Here is a 17,793-nt window from a genome sequence, read left to right on the forward strand (position 1 = left end):
ACGCATTAAAAAATAGCAACGTAGAGGATAGCATCTCTTTCTAGGATAATGTAAGAAATAACATGCAAAGTGATGTAAGGCTTAGCGTAATACCAAGAACAAGTGTTGTTCACCACGTTGAATATTAAGTGCCAGAGTGGTTTTATCTTCGGTCAGTAATTTACGTAATTGGGCGAGGTTTTTAACTTTGTCTTTATTCACGCCAATTATAATGTCGTCTTGTTGCAATCCTGACGCCGCAGCGATTGAGCGCTCATGTACGTTAGAAACCATGACACCTTTATTGTTTCCAGCGTTCACTAATGTTGCGCCTTCAAGACTTGGGTGTAAGCTGCTGGCATTGGCAAGTTGATTATCCGCAGGTTTGAGTATGGCGTTAACCGTTATTGGCTTGCCTTCCCTGACGATGCCGAGACTGACTTTTTTATTTGGCCCCAAAGTACCAATGCGTGCTCTTAGTTCACTGAAGCTACGTATTTTATTATTATTGACGCTGACAATGATATCACCTGCGACTAATCCCGCTTCTGCGGCGGCTGAATCTGGAGTGACCTGATTAATGAAAGCCCCGTATTGCACATCAATATCAAATGCTTTGGCAAGGTCAGCGGTTAATTCTTGTCCTGCGACACCTAATAAGCCTCGGCGAACTTCACCATGTTCAATAATTTGCTGTACTAGGTTATTTGCCATATTGGCAGGAATGGCAAAACCAATCCCCACGTTGCCGCCATTAGGGCCTAATATAGCTGTATTAATACCGATTAACTCCCCACGTAAGTCAACTAACGCGCCGCCAGAGTTGCCACTATTAATCGCGGCATCGGTTTGAATGAAGTTTTCGAGGTTTTCTAATTGTAATCCTGTGCGGCCTAAGGCGCTGACAATACCCGAGGTGACGGTTTGGCCTAAACCAAATGGGTTACCAATTGCGATCGTGAAATCACCAACGCGTAATTTATCCGAATCAGCGAATTTAATCGCCACTAAATTTTTTGCTTTAACTTGTAATAAGGCGATATCACTGCCTTTATCAGCCCCGATAAGCTTAGCTTCATACTCGTGACCATCTTTGAGCATGACTTGGATCTTATCGGCATCTGCAATGACGTGATTATTGGTCAGGATGTAGCCTTTTTCTGCGTCAATGATGACGCCAGAACCGAGCCCTTGAAATGGTTGCGCTTGCTGTTGAGAACCTGGACCATTAGGGCCAAAGAAATAGCGGAATGCTTCAGGGATCTGTTGTTGAGATACTTTTGTCCCTGAGACTGAGATGTTGACGACAGCGGGTGTTACTTGCTCCAAGATAGGCGCAAGACTTGGCAGTGGCTGACCTGCAACAGCAAAGGGGTGTGCAGCTGTTGCAGATAGACTTGTTAATCCCATTGCGGCACTTAGTGTCAAAGCAATAAGGGTTTTACAATGTAACTTCGATACCATAACAATTTAAGCCTTTTTAAATTATAAGCATAACAGTTAGGTATAGCTCAAAGATAAAAGTTCAAGTTATTTGTTTAATAAGCCTGAGCTGCTGCTTGAGTAATCTTTTGGTTGGCCTTCAACGGGCTCTGTTGGGTCAATGACTTCTTTAGCCTGAAAAGGAATATCTTTGACGGCCACATTATCTAATAAATGCTTGGCATTGCTCGCTAAGTGCTGCTGCATTTCTACGTAGCTATCTGATAATTTCATTAATAATGCTTCAGTGCTGTTGAAGTGCTCGTTAACATCATGCTTGTATTGTTCGATCTCAGCTTCTTTCGCTAATAACTTACCCTTAAATTTTCCTGTTTGATCTTTTGTGTTGCTTACTTTCGCGATAGCAAAACCGATAACAATACCGATAACCAGACTAATTAGTATTTCAATGTAGGGCATATACACCTCGTTAAATGGAAATTTGTATTCTACTCAGTTAATTTTATTCTACTAAATCTAAGTATTGGACGCTTATTTTAATACTTTAATATAACCAGCTTAGTTTTAAAATAGTGTATTTCAAAAGAATACAACATGGTAGCATTGATTATTATTAATGCGTTGTGAACAAAGCGTTAAAAACAGTAAAGGATTAGCAATAAAAATGAGCCCAATAGAGAAATATCAACAGGATTTAAAGCGTCCTGATTTTATGTTTGATGCAGCACAAGAGAATGCTGTAATGGCATTACAACGCCTGTTTGATGAATTGTTGGCCGTGCCAGAATTACCCGCTAAGCGTAGCTTATTGAGTAAATTGAAAGCGTTTGCAGCAAAGCCGGCACCGATAGTGAGTAATCCTGTTAGGGGCATTTACTTTTGGGGTGGCGTGGGAAGAGGTAAGACCTATTTAGTTGATACTTTCTACGATTGCCTGCCATTTGAAAATAAAACCCGCATTCACTTTCACCGCTTTATGCATCGGGTGCATCAAGAGCTAAAAGGCTTAACGCAGCAAAAAGATCCACTCAAAATTATTGCTAAAAAATTAGCCGATGAAACGCGCGTTATTTGTTTTGATGAGTTTTTTGTATCAGATATTACCGATGCGATGATTTTAGGCACTTTGTTTGAAGAATTATTCGCGCATCAGGTTATTCTTGTCGCGACATCAAATATTATTCCCGATGAGCTTTATCGTAATGGTTTGCAACGTGCACGTTTTTTACCTGCGATCCATTTAATAAATCAAAATTGCGATATTATTAATGTCGACAGTGGGGTGGATTACCGCTTACGTACATTGGAGCAAGCGGAGATCTATCATTTCCCACTCGACAGTGCAGCGCAGCAGAATTTGGACCAATATTTCCAACAGTTGTCTTGTGAACCCCGCAACTACAATCAGCCAATCGACATTGAAAATCGTCAAATATCCACACTTGCAGAAGCCGATAGTGTGTTGATGATTGATTTTGATGAATTATGTGGCGGCCCGCGTAGTCAAGTTGATTATATGGAAATATCGCGTATCTACCACACTGTGTTGTTGGCAAATGTAAAACAGATGGGACCGTTAACGGGTGATATCGCACGCCGCTTTATTGCCATGGTGGATGAATTTTATGAACGTAACGTTACTTTAATCATGTCGGCTGAACTCGAAATGTCAGCGCTCTATACTACTGGCTTATTAGAGTTTGAATTTCGCCGCTGTTTATCACGCTTACAAGAAATGCAATCACACGAATATCTAGGCCGTGAACACCTACCTTAACGTGCAGTTAAAGACAAACATCGCGGTCTTTAGCACCAAGTAGGTAGTTTTTGTGCGCATTATTTAAATAAATACACTAATTAACGTATTTATTTATTGAGTTACTGTCAGTATATAGGCTATTGTTTCGGCGGACATGAACCGACAAGGTGACGTATATAGTGTTATTAGGTCATTAAGTTCAATGCAAAGGCTTACTTCTAAATACGCGAAGTAAGTGATTATTAGGGCGTTAAATAGGCTTTTAGTTTAATGAATTACTCACCATATCAAGTGTTCGACAGGGAATATTGGGCTGAATTACGTGAGTCAGTACCACTGACATTATCGGCACTCGAACTAAAGCAGTTACAAGGTATTAATGAGCGCGTTTCGATTGAAGAAGTGTGTGACATTTACCTGCCATTATCACGTCTGCTTAATTTATATGTCACTAATCGTATTCAACGTCGTTTTGTGCGCGATCAGTTCTTAGGCCGTAAAGTGGGTAAAGTACCTTATATTATCAGTCTGGCTGGTAGTGTCGCGGTCGGTAAAAGTACCACCGCTAGAATTTTACAAGCGTTACTGCAATGCTGGAGCGAGCACCCCAAGGTCGCTTTAATTACGACCGATGGTTTCCTTTACCCTAATGCACATCTAAAAGAACATGATCTGATGAAGCGCAAAGGCTTTCCTGAAAGTTATGATATAAATGCATTGGTTAAGTTTGTTGCTGACATTAAATCAGGCAACGCCCGTGTTACCGCGCCTGTCTATTCCCATTTCTCTTATGATATTGAACCGGATAAAGAAGTGGTTGTTGAACAACCGGACATCGTTATCCTTGAAGGCTTAAATGTACTGCAGTCTGGACTTGAATATCCGAATGACCCCCATCGTGTCTTTGTATCCGATTTTGTTGATTTCTCTATTTATGTTGATGCCGATACTGCAAACTTAGAAAATTGGTATGTTCAGCGCTTCTTACAACTACGTGAAAGCGCCTTTACTGATTCGAGTTCGTACTTCCACCACTATGCTAAATTAGATGAACAGGAAGCAAAAAATGTAGCATTGAATATTTGGCGAACAATTAACGGTAAAAATTTAGTGGAAAACATTTTACCCACTCGAGAACGTGCTAACCTTATTCTGACTAAAGACTTAAATCATCAAGTACATCAAGTTAAATTGCGGAAATAGCCTTAATTACAGTCGACTTTTTGGTACTATACGAATGTTTTTTGAGATTTATCTTATTTTTTGCAAAATATAGGTGAAATTTCGCTCATTTCTCTTTATAATGCGTGCTGCCCACGAACAAGGTGCTGTGGTGGTTCCTTGTCCTAATGACGCCATGTACTTATTCGAAGGGATAAGCAAGGTATATAGTTCATATATAGACAAGTATATATGATAGTTTAAACAAATTTTATTGGGTTCAATATAAATGAAAACTTTTGTTGCTACACCAAGCACGATCACTCGTGACTGGTACGTTGTTGACGCTGAAGGTAAAACTTTAGGCCGTCTTGCGACTGAAATCGCTTCTCGCTTACGTGGTAAGCATAAGCCTGAGTACACTCCTCATGCTGACACTGGTGATTACATCATCGTTGTAAACTGTGAAAAAATTACTGTAACTGGTAATAAAGCGAAAGGTAAAATTTACCACTCGCACACAGGTTTCATTGGTGGAATTAAATCAATCAGCTTCGAAAAGCTAATTGATAAAGCGCCAGAGCGTGTTATCGAATCTGCAGTTAAAGGTATGTTGCCAAAAGGTCCTCTAGGCCGTGCAATGTTCCGTAAGATGAAAGTATACGCAGGTCCTGAGCATAATCATGCTGCTCAACAACCACAAGTTCTAGACATCTAATTTACGGAATTTAAGCAAATGGCAGAAAATCAATACTACGGCACTGGTCGTCGTAAAAGTTCAACAGCTCGTGTATTCATGAAAGCTGGTACTGGTCAACTAACAATCAACAAACGTTCTTTAGACGTTTATTTTGGTCGTGATACGGCTCGTATGGTTGTTCGTCAAGCACTAGAATTAGTTGAACTACAAGACAAATTCGACCTAAACATCACTGTTTCTGGTGGTGGTACTACTGGTCAAGCTGGCGCAATCCGTCACGGTATCACTCGCGCACTAATGGAATATGACGAAACTTTACGTCCTACTCTACGTGCAGCTGGTTTTGTTACTCGTGATGCTCGTCAAGTTGAACGTAAGAAAGTTGGTCTTAGAAAAGCACGTAAACGTCCACAGTTCTCAAAACGTTAATTCGTTTTTTGTGGTGCGCTTTATTGCGACGAAAGCCTGGCATATGCCAGGCTTTTTTTTGTCTTTTTTTTGGGTTTTATTTAATTGACACAGTTACGACTTTGTTAAATAAGATGTTGTTTTTTACAGGCGTGGTTGTTGTTAACACAGAAACAGAGTGTCTTGCTCTATTTACTGGGTCATAAGCGACAGATATTAACTTAATCACTGAAAATCCATGATTAATGTCTCATTGTCCTTGTAAAAATGTAACCAATTAATTAAAATTCAACGGCATTTATGTAACTTTTTTAGCTAATAAAAAGTTATCTTTTTTGAAATGGTATTCACTGCAAGATAATAAAAATAATTTGCGCTGAGTCCGAATGGGAGAATAATTGGATGAGCAATGCGCCTGTTGATTCTGGTCGTCGTCGCTTTTTAACTGCTGCTACTTGTGTAGTGGGTGGTGTTGGAGCTGTCGGCGCAGCCGTACCTTTTATCAAATCTTGGAACCCGAGTGCTAAAGCTAAAGCAGCTGGCGCTCCGGTTGAAGTTGATATTAGTAAAATTGAACCTGGTCAGTTAATTCGAGTTGAATGGCGAGGCAAACCTGTATGGGTTGTATCTCGTACAGAAAGCGTACTAAACGAACTTGAACAGCATGATGGTTCGTTACGCGATCCAGCATCAGAACAAGAACAACAACCAAGTTACGCACAAAACAAATATCGCTCGATTAAATCGGACCTATTTGTTGCAGTTGGTATTTGTACTCACTTAGGGTGCTCTCCAACTTACCTGCCTGATAGCTTTGGCGAGCAAGTCGAAGGTGTTTCTTCTGGTTTCTTCTGCCCATGTCATGGTTCTAAATTTGATATGGCTGGTCGTGTATTCCAAAGTGTACCTGCGCCGTTGAATCTTGTTGTACCGCCACATTATTATGTTGATGATACTACTATTCTTATTGGTGTAGATAAGGGAGCTGCCTAATGTCATTAGTCAAATGGATTGATGAACGTATCCCGATGACGGATACGTGGAATAAACATGCTGGCCAATATCCAGCACCGAAGAACTTTAACTTCTGGTACTATTTTGGCATTTTAGCAACAATAATCTTTGTTAACCAAATCCTTACGGGTATCTGGTTAACAATGAACTACAACCCATCGGGTGAAGGTGCATTTGCATCAATCGAATACATCATGCGTGATGTTGAATTTGGTTGGTTGCTACGTTATATGCACTCTACAGGTGCGTCAGCATTCTTTGTAGTTGTCTATCTGCACATGTTCCGTGGCTTGATGTATGGTTCATACCAGAAACCACGTGAATTATTGTGGATCTTTGGTTGCTTAATCTTCTTAGCGCTAATGGCTGAAGCTTTCATGGGTTACTTACTACCATGGGGTCAAATGTCATTCTGGGGTGCACAGGTTATTATCTCATTATTTGGTGCAATTCCAGTAATTGGTGATGACTTAACACTTTGGATCCGTGGTGATTACGTAATCTCTGGTGCAACACTAAACCGTTTCTTTGCACTGCATGTAATTGCTGTGCCATTAGTACTTGTTGTACTCGTGTTCTTACATATCGTGGCGCTGCATCACGTTGGTTCGAATAACCCAGACGGTATTGAAATCAAAGAAGATAAAGATGAAAATGGTTGGCCGAAAGATGGTATTCCATTCCACCCTTACTACACAGTACATGATACTGTCGCAGTAGTTGTGATGATGATCTTATGTAGTATTGTGATCTTCTTCATGCCTGAAGGTGGCGGTTATTTCTTGGAAGCGCCAAACTTTGAAGCCGCTAATCCACTGAAAACACCAGATCACATTGCACCAGTTTGGTACTTTACACCATTCTACGCAATCCTACGTGCGGTACCTGATAAACTTGGTGGCGTGATCATGATGGGACTTGCGATTGTAATGTTATTCTTAGTGCCTTGGTTAGATCGCGGTAAAGTGAAATCAATTCGCTACCGTAGTGTTTGGCACAAACTAAACCTAACGCAATTTGTTATTTGTTTCATAATCTTAGGTGTATTAGGTACATTAGCGCCAACACCTGGTCGTACGATCTTGTCGCAAATTACAACGCTAGGTTACTTTGGCTACTTCGGACTACTGTGGTTATACAGTAAGAACGAAACCACTAAACCATTACCAAAAAGGGTGACAATGTAATGAAAAAATTATTTATCGCGTTACTTACCCTGTTGCCTGTGGCTGCGTTTGCAGCTGGCGGTGGCGCTCACTTAGACGACGCTAACTATGATTTAAGAGACAAAGCATCACTGCAAAACGGTGCTAAAATCTTCATGAATTATTGTTCTACTTGTCACTCGACACAATATCAGCGTTATTCACGTGTTGCTGACGATCTGGGTATCGATCGTTCAGCCATGTCTGAAAACTTGGTATTTACTGGTGTTAAAGTTGGTTCGTTAATGAAAACGGCGATGCCAGCTGAAAGTGGTGCTAAATGGTTCGGTGCTACGCCTCCAGACCTATCGTTAGAAGCACGTCTTCGTGGTCCAGATTGGGTTTATACTTATCTGCGTTCTTTCTATATTGACGAAACACGCCCATTTGGCGTGAATAATGTGGTATTCCCAAGTGTAGGTATGCCCCATGTACTTGAAGAATTGCAGGGTACAGCACGTCTTTTAGAAATAAAACATAACGAAGAAGAGCTAGATTTACCGGAAGGTGCTAGAATTGTTAAAGAAACCGCAGTTGTTGATGCCAACGGTGTTGCAACAGGTGAAATTCTGACTAGCTACCTAAGCCCCGATGGAAACGGTGAGTTATCAGCAGAAGAGTTTGATGAAGCTATGTTAGACTTAGTGAACTTCTTAGTTTACTCAGCAGAGCCAAATCAACTCGAACGTCAAGAAATGGGCTTCTGGGTTATTGGATTTTTACTTATTTTACTTGTATTTTGTTGGTTCTTGAACCGTGAATACTGGCGTGATATCCACTAATCACTAAGATGTTGCCGCATTACTTGTAAAAGTTGCTGGTAAAAGAATTACGTACCGCCAATGCTAGTTTAGGCTATCATTGGCGTTTGTGTTTACAATTTATTGGAGGTGGCATGGCATTAGCTGCAAATAAACGTTCAGTTATGGTGTTGTATTCGGAGCCGACTGATCTATATAGTCATCAAGTTCGAATCGTTCTAGCTGAAAAAGGCGTAAGTGTTGATATTCACCAGGTAGATCGTAACAATCTGCCTGAAGATTTAATCGATTTAAACCCTTACCAAACAGTACCGACATTAATCGATCGTGAATTAACATTATATAACTCGCGTATCATTATGGAATATCTGGATGAGCGTTTCCCGCATCCACCATTGATGCCGGTTTACCCAGTTTCTCGTGGTAGTAGCCGTCTAATGATGCACCGTATCGAAAATGATTGGTATTCATTAGTAACTAAGATCATGAAAGGCTCTGTTGAAGAAGCTGCTGTAGCGCGTAAGCAACTGCAAGAAGCATTAATGAGTATCAGCCCAATTTTTGCTGAATACCCATACTTCATGAGTGAAGAGTTCAGCTTAGTAGACTGCTACATGGCACCGTTATTATGGCGTTTACCAGAACTAGGTATTGACCTCCCTGGCCAAGCTGCAAGTGAGTTAAAGAACTACATGCTACGAGTGTTCGATCGTGAATCATTCCAAGCATCTTTAACTGAACAAGAACGCGAAATGAGAATGTTAATGTAATTTATGGATAAAATGACCCCAATTCGTCCCTATTTATTACGTAGTCACTATGAGTGGTTGCTTGATAATGACTTAACACCGCATATTGTTGTTGATGCGCATATTGCTGGTGTTTACGTGCCACAACAGTTTGTTCAAGATGGTCAGATCGTATTGAACATTGCACCAAGTGCTGTGGTTGCTTTTGAGTTAAACAATACTGCATTGAGTTTTAACGCTCGCTTCGGTGGCGTACCGTTTGATGTTTATGTGCCAATCGCGGCGATTACAGCTATTTACGCTCGTGAGAACGGCGCAGGTAGCATGTTTGAACCTGAACAAGCTTATATAGATCAAGCTGAGCAAGAGAGCGCTGAAGCGGCTGTTGAGCCTAGTGAAGAGAAAAGCACACCTGCGTTAGTTAGTGCGCCTGCGGCAAGCTCTGAAAGCAAGAGTGAAGCAACAGAACGTCCAAAACCGGCGAAAGGTAAACCCGCTTTACGGGTCATTAAGTAACATAATACTTAATTAGCAAAGATATGCAGTACTTGGATGTGTCGACGGACATAATTCAGTACTGCATTTTTTTATTCTTTATATTTTATTTTTTGTAATTATTTTTAGTCTAAATGTTATTTTATGATGACTGCTCATTTATGGATGCAGACAATAATTAACGATATTCGAATACTTTAATGACTTTATCAACCCCAACCACATAACGTGCTGCTTCAGCGAGTCTATCGCCTTCGTCTTGAGTTACTTTGCCTATTAAAAACACTTCGGCATTTTCAGTAATGACTTTCACTTTCAATGGCTCAATACCTTTTAAATTGATAATACTAGTTTTTACTTTCGTGGTTAACCATGAGTCTTTACTTGCACGTTCAAATGTAATAGGTGGCCCTAAACGGATCTGATTATAGACTTGTTCTACTGACGCTGTTTTTGCGGCAATGTTGACGATTTTAGTGCGCTCATCGGCTGTTCTTACCTGACCCGATAATAAGACCTTTCTGCCATTTGTCAGTATATGCAGGTTATTGTTGAGTAATAACTGTTTATCACTGTCATTGAGCCCTGCGGTGATGTCGAGGGTAATCGTTTCATCATCTATTAATTGGCTAAAACTACCGTCACTGCTACAACCTTGTAGTGTGGCAAGGCTAGACACTATGATACCAATCGCTAACCAAGATTTTAATGTATTCGTTAATCGCATCGTTATTTCTTGCATAGCTATTCCTCGTGACCTTGCTGTGGGAATAATGTCTGATCGATAAGGTCGCACAGGCAATTAATGATCAGTGCGTGTACTTCTTGTATTCTTGGCTCTCGGCGTGATGGCACTCGTATCTCTGCATCGTGTGGGCCTAATAATCCAGATATCTCGCCACCGTCTTTACCCGTTAGTGCGACGATAGTCATATTGCGTGTCAATGCAGCTTCAATGGCCGTAATGACATTCCGGCTGTGGCCACCTGCAGAGATAACCACCAAGATATCACCATCATTACCTAATGCTCTTACTTGCTTTGAATAAACCATATCGAAACTGGTATCGGTACCGATGGCTGTCATCAAAGTACAGTCTGGTGTCAGTGCTAGTGCAGGGAGGCTTGGGCGTTCGGTTTCGTAGCGATTTAACAACGATGCCGAGAAATTTTGTGCCAAGCTCGCTGATGCGCCATTACCACAAATTAAGATCTTGTTACCGTTTAATAAACATTGTGCCATCATCATGGCTGAATTTTGAATGTATTCTGGTAACGCCTCTGCTGCGGCAATCTTGGTTTGAATACTTTCAGTAAAATTTTCTTTAATTAGCTCTAACATGGGTATCTACTCTAAAAAGCATTGGTTATCCATTGAATATTATCACTGGAACCTTCAATGGCGATCACATCGAAACGGCAAGGGGTATAGTTTTCATTTATTCCGTGGCGCACCATATAATATTGCGCTGTATAACGCAATTTTCGTTGTTTCGCGAACGGAATTGCAGAAATTGCACCGCCGTAATGGGTGTATTGACGGTATTTTACCTCGACAAATACCAAGGTCGGTAATGTTGTCGAGGATTTTATGTCACAGCTTGCACCGTGCTGGCAAATCAGATCTATTTCACCCTGGCGACAAGCAAAGTTACGCGCCAAGATAATTAACCCTTGGCGCTGTAAAAAGTCGGCAGCTATGCCTTCAAAATATTCCCCTCGCTTACGGGGCTGGTTTTGTTTCAGGATTCGTTTCCTCAAGCTTTATCTTACCTGAACGGTATTTCGCCCAGCTAAACTCGCGCTCAATAATGCCATCATCATTGATATAGAGAATACCCGTCTGACCGGCTAAGCGTAAATTAGGGAAATTACGTAGCTGAAGCAGATTGGGGATTAATTTAAATGAATCGTAGCCCATCGCAAAAAGATTTTGTTGGATTTTCGACATATTTGGCCACAGTGCCAAAGTTTGTTGTTTTAGTTCGCGATCTGGATTCAACAACCAAGGCATATCACTGAAGATGAGGCCATTAAGATCACGACTTTGACTTTTAGAAAGGTTGTTACCATGGGTACGTGAGCTTGCATATACAGCAACTTGTGGTGCGTATGGATTCTGCGTCGTGATAATGTAAGGAATTGCTAACATCGCTTCTGAAGGTGTCGCAATAATGTAAATGGCATCTATATCACGACGGCTACGAGTTGTTGACTTTATATCCGTACCAACGAGATTTTTCATTAAGTTAATACGTTGGTTACTTGAAGTGACGGAAAATAACGAGGTAACGGTATTTTGCATATCACTACGGCTTTTATATTTGTAAGTCTCGCTGGTTCCTTGAGTGAGTAAGGCCCATTGCTGCGTAAATGCTGCGGATAAACGATTACCAGTACGGTTATTCGGTGCTAGGACAAGCGGTTGTTTGATGCCATCTCGTTGCATTTTCTTCGCAGCTGCAATGGCTTCATCATTAGAACTTAATGAGAAATAATAGATATTATCTGCTGCAGGTGCATTTGCTAATTTATTCAGAGATATTAAGGGTACGTCTTTAACAAGGGGTAGTACTTTACTTAAATTCGATTTTAATAACGGCCCAATAACAAAATCGGCACCGTCTTCTATCGCTTGTAAGTAAAGCGTATCGGCGCTCGTTGCTGCGGTATCGTAAAAGCGTAATGCGATATCATTATGCTCACTACCTGCGGCTGTATCTTGGTAGTAAGCACTTAGCATACCATCACGGATAGCTTTACCTGCGACAGATTGCTTACCGGTTAAAGGGGCAAGTACCGCAATTTGGCTTGGCGTGTAAGGCGTTGTTGCCATTGCTTTAACGAGTTCAATGGGAAATCCTGTTAAGGCTGGATGTTGAGGATAGTCATGCTTCCAGGTTTGTAAGCTCTCGATTAACCGTTTCGGGTCTGTGCGATATTGTTGTCCGATAGCCGCAAGTTGATACCAGCCCGCCAACGTTGGGTTTTCAGTTTTAAAGCGTAATATTAATAGCTCAAGTTCTGCGTTTGGTATTACCGAGGCTGATTCCCATAAGTGATTATTATTACTGCTGTGTAATTCGCTATCGAGAAAGTCACTTAACGCAACGCGATATTCAACGGCTTTGGCATTATTGTTGAGGAGTTCTGCAATCGTGGCGTTTAATAAATAGAAACGTTGCCAGTGAGCTTGCTCATTGGTGTCGAGTGTTGAACTAAAGTTCAGCACGCCAGCCGCCTGCTGATAACGCTTTTCTAACAAATAGGCTTCTGATTTGACTAGTGCAACTTCAAATAATTGCTTTGTTGATAGCGGGTTACGCTCTACAGACATGAGTATGTCTAGTGCTGGCTGGGTGTGGCCTTCGGCAATCAATGCCCGAGCAGCTAATAACTGCCACGAGATTGCTTGTGGTTTATTCGCTAATGCGATCTTATCAATGTAGTATTGTGCAGGCTGATCAATTTGTGTCAGTACGTCTGGTGCAACGATTGGTTGTGGTTTCGATGTTGCTTTTTCAGATGTTGTGGTACTTGAACACGCGCTGAGCAGTAAACTCAAGCTTAAAAACATAATCAAGCGGGAATAGCTGTGCTTAGATTCCATTGGTGTATTATCCTGCAAAAGAGATTTATAATACCCCTATACTAAAGCATCATCGCTTAACAAAAAACTACCCATGAGAATGAAATGTCTGAACAAGCAACTTTATTTATCGTTCCAACCCCGATTGGCAATCTTTCTGATATCACTGAGCGTGGTTTAGAGATATTAAGAAGTGTTGATTTGATTGCCGCAGAGGATACCCGTCATACTGGTAAACTGTTAAGCCATTATCAAATTAAGACTAAAACATTTGCATTGCATGATCATAATGAGCAGCAAAAAGCGGAATACCTAGTATCAAAATTACAATCAGGCATGAGCATTGCGCTTGTTTCTGATGCTGGAACACCTTTAATTAGTGATCCTGGTTATCACTTGGTTAATACCTGCCGTGCTAATGGCGTTAATGTCGTACCACTACCGGGTGCCTGTGCCGCTGTTACTGCGATGAGTGGCTCTGGTTTACCGTCTGACCGTTTCTCGTTTGAAGGTTTTTTACCCTCGAAAGAAAAAGCTCGCAATGACAAGATCACAGAGTTGAAAGAAGAAACTCGTACTATGATCTTCTATGAATCTCCGCGTCGTCTGCAATATACTTTAGATGCATTAACGGTGATTATGGGGCCAGAACGTGAAGTGTGCGTTGCTCGCGAAATAACCAAAGCGTTTGAAAGTATTACCACTATGCCTGTCGGTGAACTGGCAGCATGGGTTGCAGAAGACAGTAACCGCAGCCGTGGTGAAATTGTGTTGTTGGTTTCTGGTTATAAGCCTACCGGACTAGAGATTCCAGCTAAGGTGTTGAATACACTTACATTATTAAATGAAGAATTGCCATTGAAAAAAGCCGCCGCTTTGACCGCGGAAATTCACGGCTGCAAAAAGAATGCTTTGTATAAATGGGGTTTAGAAAACTTCAATTAATCACTGGATTTTCTGTCTTAGATTTTGTATTATCCTCCGCCTTGGAGTTGGTCAGACAATCGCTGCTTTATGACTCGGTATTTATATCGAGGTTATAGAGGGGAGGAAAGTCCGGGCTCCAGAGGGCAGGGTGCCAGGTAACGCCTGGGAGGCGCAAGCCTACGACAAGTGCAGCAGAGAGAAGACCGCCGATGGCTTTTTCGGAAGCACAGGTAAGGCTGAAAGGGTGCGGTAAGAGCGCACCGTGCGGCTAGTAATAGTTCGTAGCAGGGTAAACTCCACCCGGAGCAAGACCAAATAGGCTTTCTATAGGCGTGGCCCACGCTGAAAGCGGGTAGGTTGCTTGAGTCTGTGAGTGATTGCAGACCTAGAGGAATGATTGTCCACGACAAAACCCGGCTTATCGACCAACTCCAAGAACCTTTCTACTCATTAGCGTGTAGTTAGGTTCTTGTTTTTCTTTCTTCGTATTACCTTCATTATATTTACGCTCCCCAAACTAGACCTTTTACGCTACAATAACCTTTTTTAGCACCTGCTATTATTTAAAGTATTTTTAAGAGCTTTCATCGCCATGACACAAGAATTTGCACACGTATCCGTTTTACTTAACGAAACAGTCGCTGGACTCGATATAAAACCGGATGGTATTTACATTGATGGTACTTTTGGTCGCGGTGGTCACTCTCGCTTTATTTTATCGCAACTCGGTGAAAATGGTCGCTTGATCGCAATCGATCGTGACCCTGAAGCGATTGCGGTTGGTGAAGCGCTAAAATTAGAAGACCCACGTTTTGACATTGTTCACGGCCCGTTTTCTGGTATTGCTGAATACATGGAAAACAAAGAACTGACTGAACAAATTGATGGTGTATTACTTGACCTTGGTGTGTCTTCACCGCAGTTAGATGATGCATCGCGTGGTTTTAGTTTCTTACGTGATGGCCCGTTAGATATGCGTATGGATCCAACATCAGGTATCAGCGCAGCTAAATGGTTAGCGACAGCAGACTATGATGATATTGTTTGGGTATTGAAAGTATTCGGCGAAGAAAAGTTTGCCCGTAAGATTGCGCGTGCGATTGTATTTGATCGAGACGGTACGCCATTTGAAACAACATCACAGTTAGCGGGTTTAATTTGTCGTGTTGTACCTAAATCAAAAAAAGAAACTAAACATCCAGCAACGCGTTCGTTCCAAGCGATTCGTATCTATATCAACAGCGAATTAGAAGAAATTGAGCGTGCATTAGCAGGCGCATTGAAATGTTTGAAACCGGGTAGTGGCCGTTTATCGGTGATCAGTTTCCATTCATTAGAAGATCGCCTTGTTAAACAATTCATTCGTAAACAAGCCCGTGGTAAAGAAGTGCCATACGGTTTACCTATCATGCAAGAAGAGATTGATAAAAGCCGGACGATGAAAGCGGTGGGTAAAATGTTAAAACCTTCAGAAGCTGAATTAGAGTTAAACCCGCGTGCACGTAGTTCTGTACTACGCGTGGCAGAGAAGTTGTAATATGTTCGGCATTAAGTGGGATTTAGGTAAGGTCATCATGACTGACATCGGCCAACATAAGGGCGTTGTTGGTTTGTTGTTTGCCATCTTAATTTCCGCTTTTGCCGTGATCATGTTAACGCATGAAACACGATTACAAACCAATAATAAAGAGCAGTTACTGAGTCAGCGAGACTTTGCTGACATTGAATGGCGTAATTTATTACTCGAACAAAGTACGCTGGAAGAGCACAGTAAAATTGAATACACTGCAAAACATAAACTTGGTATGTATCGACCAAGTACAGCTGAAGAGCAATTGGTGACACAGCAGTGAAAAATCGTAGTAATACTCCCAATGAAGAGCAAGAAAACTTTATCTTATGGCGCTACCGTTTAATCGTAGCGACTGTGGTATTGATTTTTATCTGCCTGCTTGCTCGAACCGCTTATATCCAAGTTATTAATCCAGAACACCTGCGTAAACAAGCCGATATGCGCTCGCTTCGTGTTGCTTCACAGCAAGTTCAACGCGGTATTATTACCGACCGTCATGGTGTGGAATTAGCTGTTAGTGTACCTGTCATGGCAATCCATGTTGATCCGCGCACGATTAAAAACAAACATAGTTTTGATAAAAAACGTGCATGGCAAGCATTCGCAGAAATTCTCGATCTTAACTTGGCGGAACTGCAAGCAAAAATTATGGCTTCCAACGGTCGTTTTATGTATATCAAACGCCAAATCAGCCCTTCAGTCGCCAAGTATATTGATGAATTAAAGTTGGTTGGTGTGAGCCTTGCTCCAGAATCTCGCCGTTTTTATCCTACGGGTGAAGTTAGTGCGCAGCTAGTTGGCATGACCAATATTGATGATAAAGGTATTGAAGGGGTGGAAAGGGCTTATAACGACTTCCTTACAGGTACTCAAGGCAAACGCATTGTGCGTAAAGATCGTCTCGGTAATGTCATTGAAGATATTTCTGTTATTCAACAGAGTGAGCAAGCGAATAATATCCAGCTGAGTATTGATCAGCGCATTCAATCTTTAGCTTACCAGCGCCTGAAAAAAGCGGTCAAATACAACGGTGCTGTGTCAGGTTCGTTGGTGATGATTGACGTGAAAACTGGGGAAGTACTCGCGATGGTTAATAGCCCGTCGTTTAACCCGAATAATCGCAGTAAATATGACAGTTACAAATTAAAGAATCGTGCAATTACAGATAGTTATGAGCCTGGTTCGACAATTAAACCTTTAGTTATTGCCAGTGGTTTGGATAACGGTGTTATCGCCGCCGATTCGATAATTGACACAAATCCAGGACGAATGCGTTTAGGTGGCCGTTTAGTGCAAGACACTCGCAACCGCGGGGACATTACGTTGGCTGATATTTTACGTTACTCATCGAACATGGGCGTGAGTAAAATTGCGTTGAAACTCGGCCATCAACGCTTACTTGATACCTATTATCAGTTTGGTTTTGGTAATGTCAGCAGTTTGATCTTAAATGGTGAAAGTCGTGGTTATATGCCTCGCCGTACCCGCTGGTCTGAATTTGAAAATGCGACATTATCATTTGGCTACGGCATGCAGGCCACGACACTGCAACTTGCTCATGCTTATGCCACGATTGGTTCTGGTGGATTATATCGCCCACTGACGATTAGAAAATTAGATACCATGCCACTCTCGGAGCGAGTTCTTTCTGAGCAAGACGCAGAAGATTTGTTATCCATGATGGAAAGGGTGGTTGAAAAAGGCGGCACGGGTGATAAAGCTCGCATTGATGGCTATCGTGTTGCAGGTAAAACCGGTACCTCTCGTAAAGCCATTGCAGGCGGTTATGGTGATGATTATGTCGCCTTATTTGCAGGTGTTGCACCTGTATCTAATCCGCGATTTGCATTAGTTGTGGTGATTGATTCACCCAGCGGTGATCGTTATTACGGTGGTGTGATTGCTGCTCCGGTATTTGCTGAAGTAATGGAAAGAACACTGCAAATGTTAAATGTAACCCCAGATGAAAAACAATCATTAACGATAACAGCAAAAAGCTCTTAAAAATTACAGGGCCTCAGGCGCTAGAGG

General features: G+C 41.6%; 19 protein-coding genes and 1 other RNA gene. 14 read left to right on the forward strand and 6 right to left on the reverse strand.

Going from position 1 to position 17,793, the window contains the following annotated elements:
• Positions 1 to 81: 81 nt before the first annotated feature.
• On the reverse strand, positions 82 to 1,443 hold the full coding sequence (locus FR932_RS19090; protein WP_019442634.1) for a Do family serine endopeptidase: 1,362 nt from the start codon (positions 1,441 to 1,443) through the stop codon (positions 82 to 84).
• 66 nt (positions 1,444 to 1,509) lie between these two features.
• On the reverse strand, positions 1,510 to 1,881 hold the full coding sequence (locus FR932_RS19095) for a Z-ring associated ZapG family protein (RefSeq protein WP_019442633.1): 372 nt from the start codon (positions 1,879 to 1,881) through the stop codon (positions 1,510 to 1,512).
• A gap of 205 nt (positions 1,882 to 2,086) precedes the next feature.
• Here FR932_RS19095 and zapE point away from each other — a divergent pair, with 205 nt between their 5' ends.
• The 9 genes from zapE (at position 2,087) to sspB (ending at position 9,695) form a co-directional block, all read left to right on the forward strand.
• A complete protein-coding gene (gene zapE / locus FR932_RS19100; protein ID WP_026032227.1) occupies positions 2,087 to 3,199 on the forward strand; it encodes a cell division protein ZapE in 1,113 nt (370 codons plus the stop codon).
• A gap of 252 nt (positions 3,200 to 3,451) precedes the next feature.
• Positions 3,452 to 4,384, forward strand: a complete 933-nt coding sequence (gene coaA, locus FR932_RS19105; RefSeq protein ID WP_019442631.1) for a type I pantothenate kinase — start codon at positions 3,452 to 3,454, stop codon at positions 4,382 to 4,384.
• A 247-nt stretch (positions 4,385 to 4,631) separates the two neighbouring features.
• The gene (gene rplM, locus FR932_RS19110) at positions 4,632 to 5,060 is read left to right on the forward strand and encodes a 50S ribosomal protein L13 (RefSeq protein WP_019442630.1); all 429 of its coding nucleotides are present in this window, start codon (positions 4,632 to 4,634) and stop codon (positions 5,058 to 5,060) included.
• Positions 5,061 to 5,078: 18 nt separating this feature from the next.
• Positions 5,079 to 5,471: a 30S ribosomal protein S9 gene (gene rpsI, locus FR932_RS19115; RefSeq protein WP_019442629.1), complete on the forward strand. Its 393-nt coding sequence runs from the start codon at positions 5,079 to 5,081 to the stop codon at positions 5,469 to 5,471.
• Positions 5,472 to 5,852: 381 nt separating this feature from the next.
• Positions 5,853 to 6,443, forward strand: coding sequence for a ubiquinol-cytochrome c reductase iron-sulfur subunit (gene petA, locus FR932_RS19120; RefSeq protein ID WP_019442628.1), 591 nt, complete (start codon positions 5,853 to 5,855; stop codon positions 6,441 to 6,443).
• Positions 6,443 to 7,651 carry a cytochrome b gene (locus FR932_RS19125; protein WP_019442627.1) on the forward strand — a complete coding sequence of 403 codons (1,209 nt, stop codon included), beginning with the start codon at positions 6,443 to 6,445 and terminating at the stop codon, positions 7,649 to 7,651. The genes petA and FR932_RS19125 overlap by 1 nt, the downstream gene beginning before the upstream one ends.
• Positions 7,651 to 8,451 (forward strand): cytochrome c1, encoded by an 801-nt coding sequence (locus tag FR932_RS19130; protein ID WP_019442626.1) that lies wholly within the window; start codon positions 7,651 to 7,653, stop codon positions 8,449 to 8,451. The genes FR932_RS19125 and FR932_RS19130 overlap by 1 nt, the downstream gene beginning before the upstream one ends.
• A 113-nt stretch (positions 8,452 to 8,564) precedes the next feature.
• Positions 8,565 to 9,200: a stringent starvation protein SspA gene (gene sspA, locus FR932_RS19135; RefSeq protein ID WP_006032937.1), complete on the forward strand. Its 636-nt coding sequence runs from the start codon at positions 8,565 to 8,567 to the stop codon at positions 9,198 to 9,200.
• Between the two features lie 3 nt (positions 9,201 to 9,203).
• Positions 9,204 to 9,695 (forward strand): ClpXP protease specificity-enhancing factor, encoded by a 492-nt coding sequence (gene sspB, locus FR932_RS19140; protein ID WP_019629002.1) that lies wholly within the window; start codon positions 9,204 to 9,206, stop codon positions 9,693 to 9,695.
• Positions 9,696 to 9,852: 157 nt separating this feature from the next.
• Here the strand turns inward: sspB and FR932_RS19145 are convergent, their stop codons facing one another.
• Genes FR932_RS19145 through FR932_RS19160 form a run of 4 tightly spaced genes read right to left on the reverse strand, consistent with a single transcriptional unit; the run spans position 9,853 to position 13,283 of the window.
• Positions 9,853 to 10,416, reverse strand: a complete 564-nt coding sequence (locus FR932_RS19145; RefSeq protein WP_019442624.1) for a BON domain-containing protein — start codon at positions 10,414 to 10,416, stop codon at positions 9,853 to 9,855.
• Positions 10,417 to 10,418: 2 nt separating this feature from the next.
• On the reverse strand, positions 10,419 to 11,015 hold the full coding sequence (locus FR932_RS19150; RefSeq protein WP_019442623.1) for an SIS domain-containing protein: 597 nt from the start codon (positions 11,013 to 11,015) through the stop codon (positions 10,419 to 10,421).
• Between the two features lie 11 nt (positions 11,016 to 11,026).
• Entirely contained in the window at positions 11,027 to 11,434 is a 408-nt protein-coding gene (locus FR932_RS19155) for a YraN family protein (protein ID WP_026032226.1), read from the reverse strand.
• On the reverse strand, positions 11,397 to 13,283 hold the full coding sequence (locus tag FR932_RS19160) for a penicillin-binding protein activator (RefSeq protein WP_019442621.1): 1,887 nt from the start codon (positions 13,281 to 13,283) through the stop codon (positions 11,397 to 11,399). The genes FR932_RS19155 and FR932_RS19160 overlap by 38 nt, the downstream gene beginning before the upstream one ends.
• Before the next feature lie 84 nt (positions 13,284 to 13,367).
• Between FR932_RS19160 and rsmI the strand changes: the two genes are divergently transcribed.
• The 5 genes from rsmI to FR932_RS19185 all read left to right on the forward strand — a co-directional run bounded on the left by rsmI (position 13,368) and on the right by FR932_RS19185 (position 17,766).
• Positions 13,368 to 14,207 (forward strand): 16S rRNA (cytidine(1402)-2'-O)-methyltransferase, encoded by an 840-nt coding sequence (gene rsmI, locus FR932_RS19165; protein WP_019442620.1) that lies wholly within the window; start codon positions 13,368 to 13,370, stop codon positions 14,205 to 14,207.
• Between the two features lie 43 nt (positions 14,208 to 14,250).
• Positions 14,251 to 14,626: RNase P RNA component class A (gene rnpB / locus FR932_RS19170), an RNA gene on the forward strand.
• 155 nt (positions 14,627 to 14,781) lie between these two features.
• The gene (gene rsmH / locus FR932_RS19175) at positions 14,782 to 15,726 is read left to right on the forward strand and encodes a 16S rRNA (cytosine(1402)-N(4))-methyltransferase RsmH (protein ID WP_019442619.1); all 945 of its coding nucleotides are present in this window, start codon (positions 14,782 to 14,784) and stop codon (positions 15,724 to 15,726) included.
• A 1-nt stretch (position 15,727) separates the two neighbouring features.
• Positions 15,728 to 16,042, forward strand: a complete 315-nt coding sequence (ftsL, locus tag FR932_RS19180) for a cell division protein FtsL (protein WP_019442618.1) — start codon at positions 15,728 to 15,730, stop codon at positions 16,040 to 16,042.
• Entirely contained in the window at positions 16,039 to 17,766 is a 1,728-nt protein-coding gene (locus tag FR932_RS19185; RefSeq protein ID WP_019442617.1) for a peptidoglycan glycosyltransferase FtsI, read from the forward strand. The genes ftsL and FR932_RS19185 overlap by 4 nt, the downstream gene beginning before the upstream one ends.
• Positions 17,767 to 17,793: the final 27 nt, after the last annotated feature.

This window comes from Moritella marina ATCC 15381, from assembly GCF_008931805.1.
Classification (GTDB): domain Bacteria; phylum Pseudomonadota; class Gammaproteobacteria; order Enterobacterales; family Moritellaceae; genus Moritella; species Moritella marina.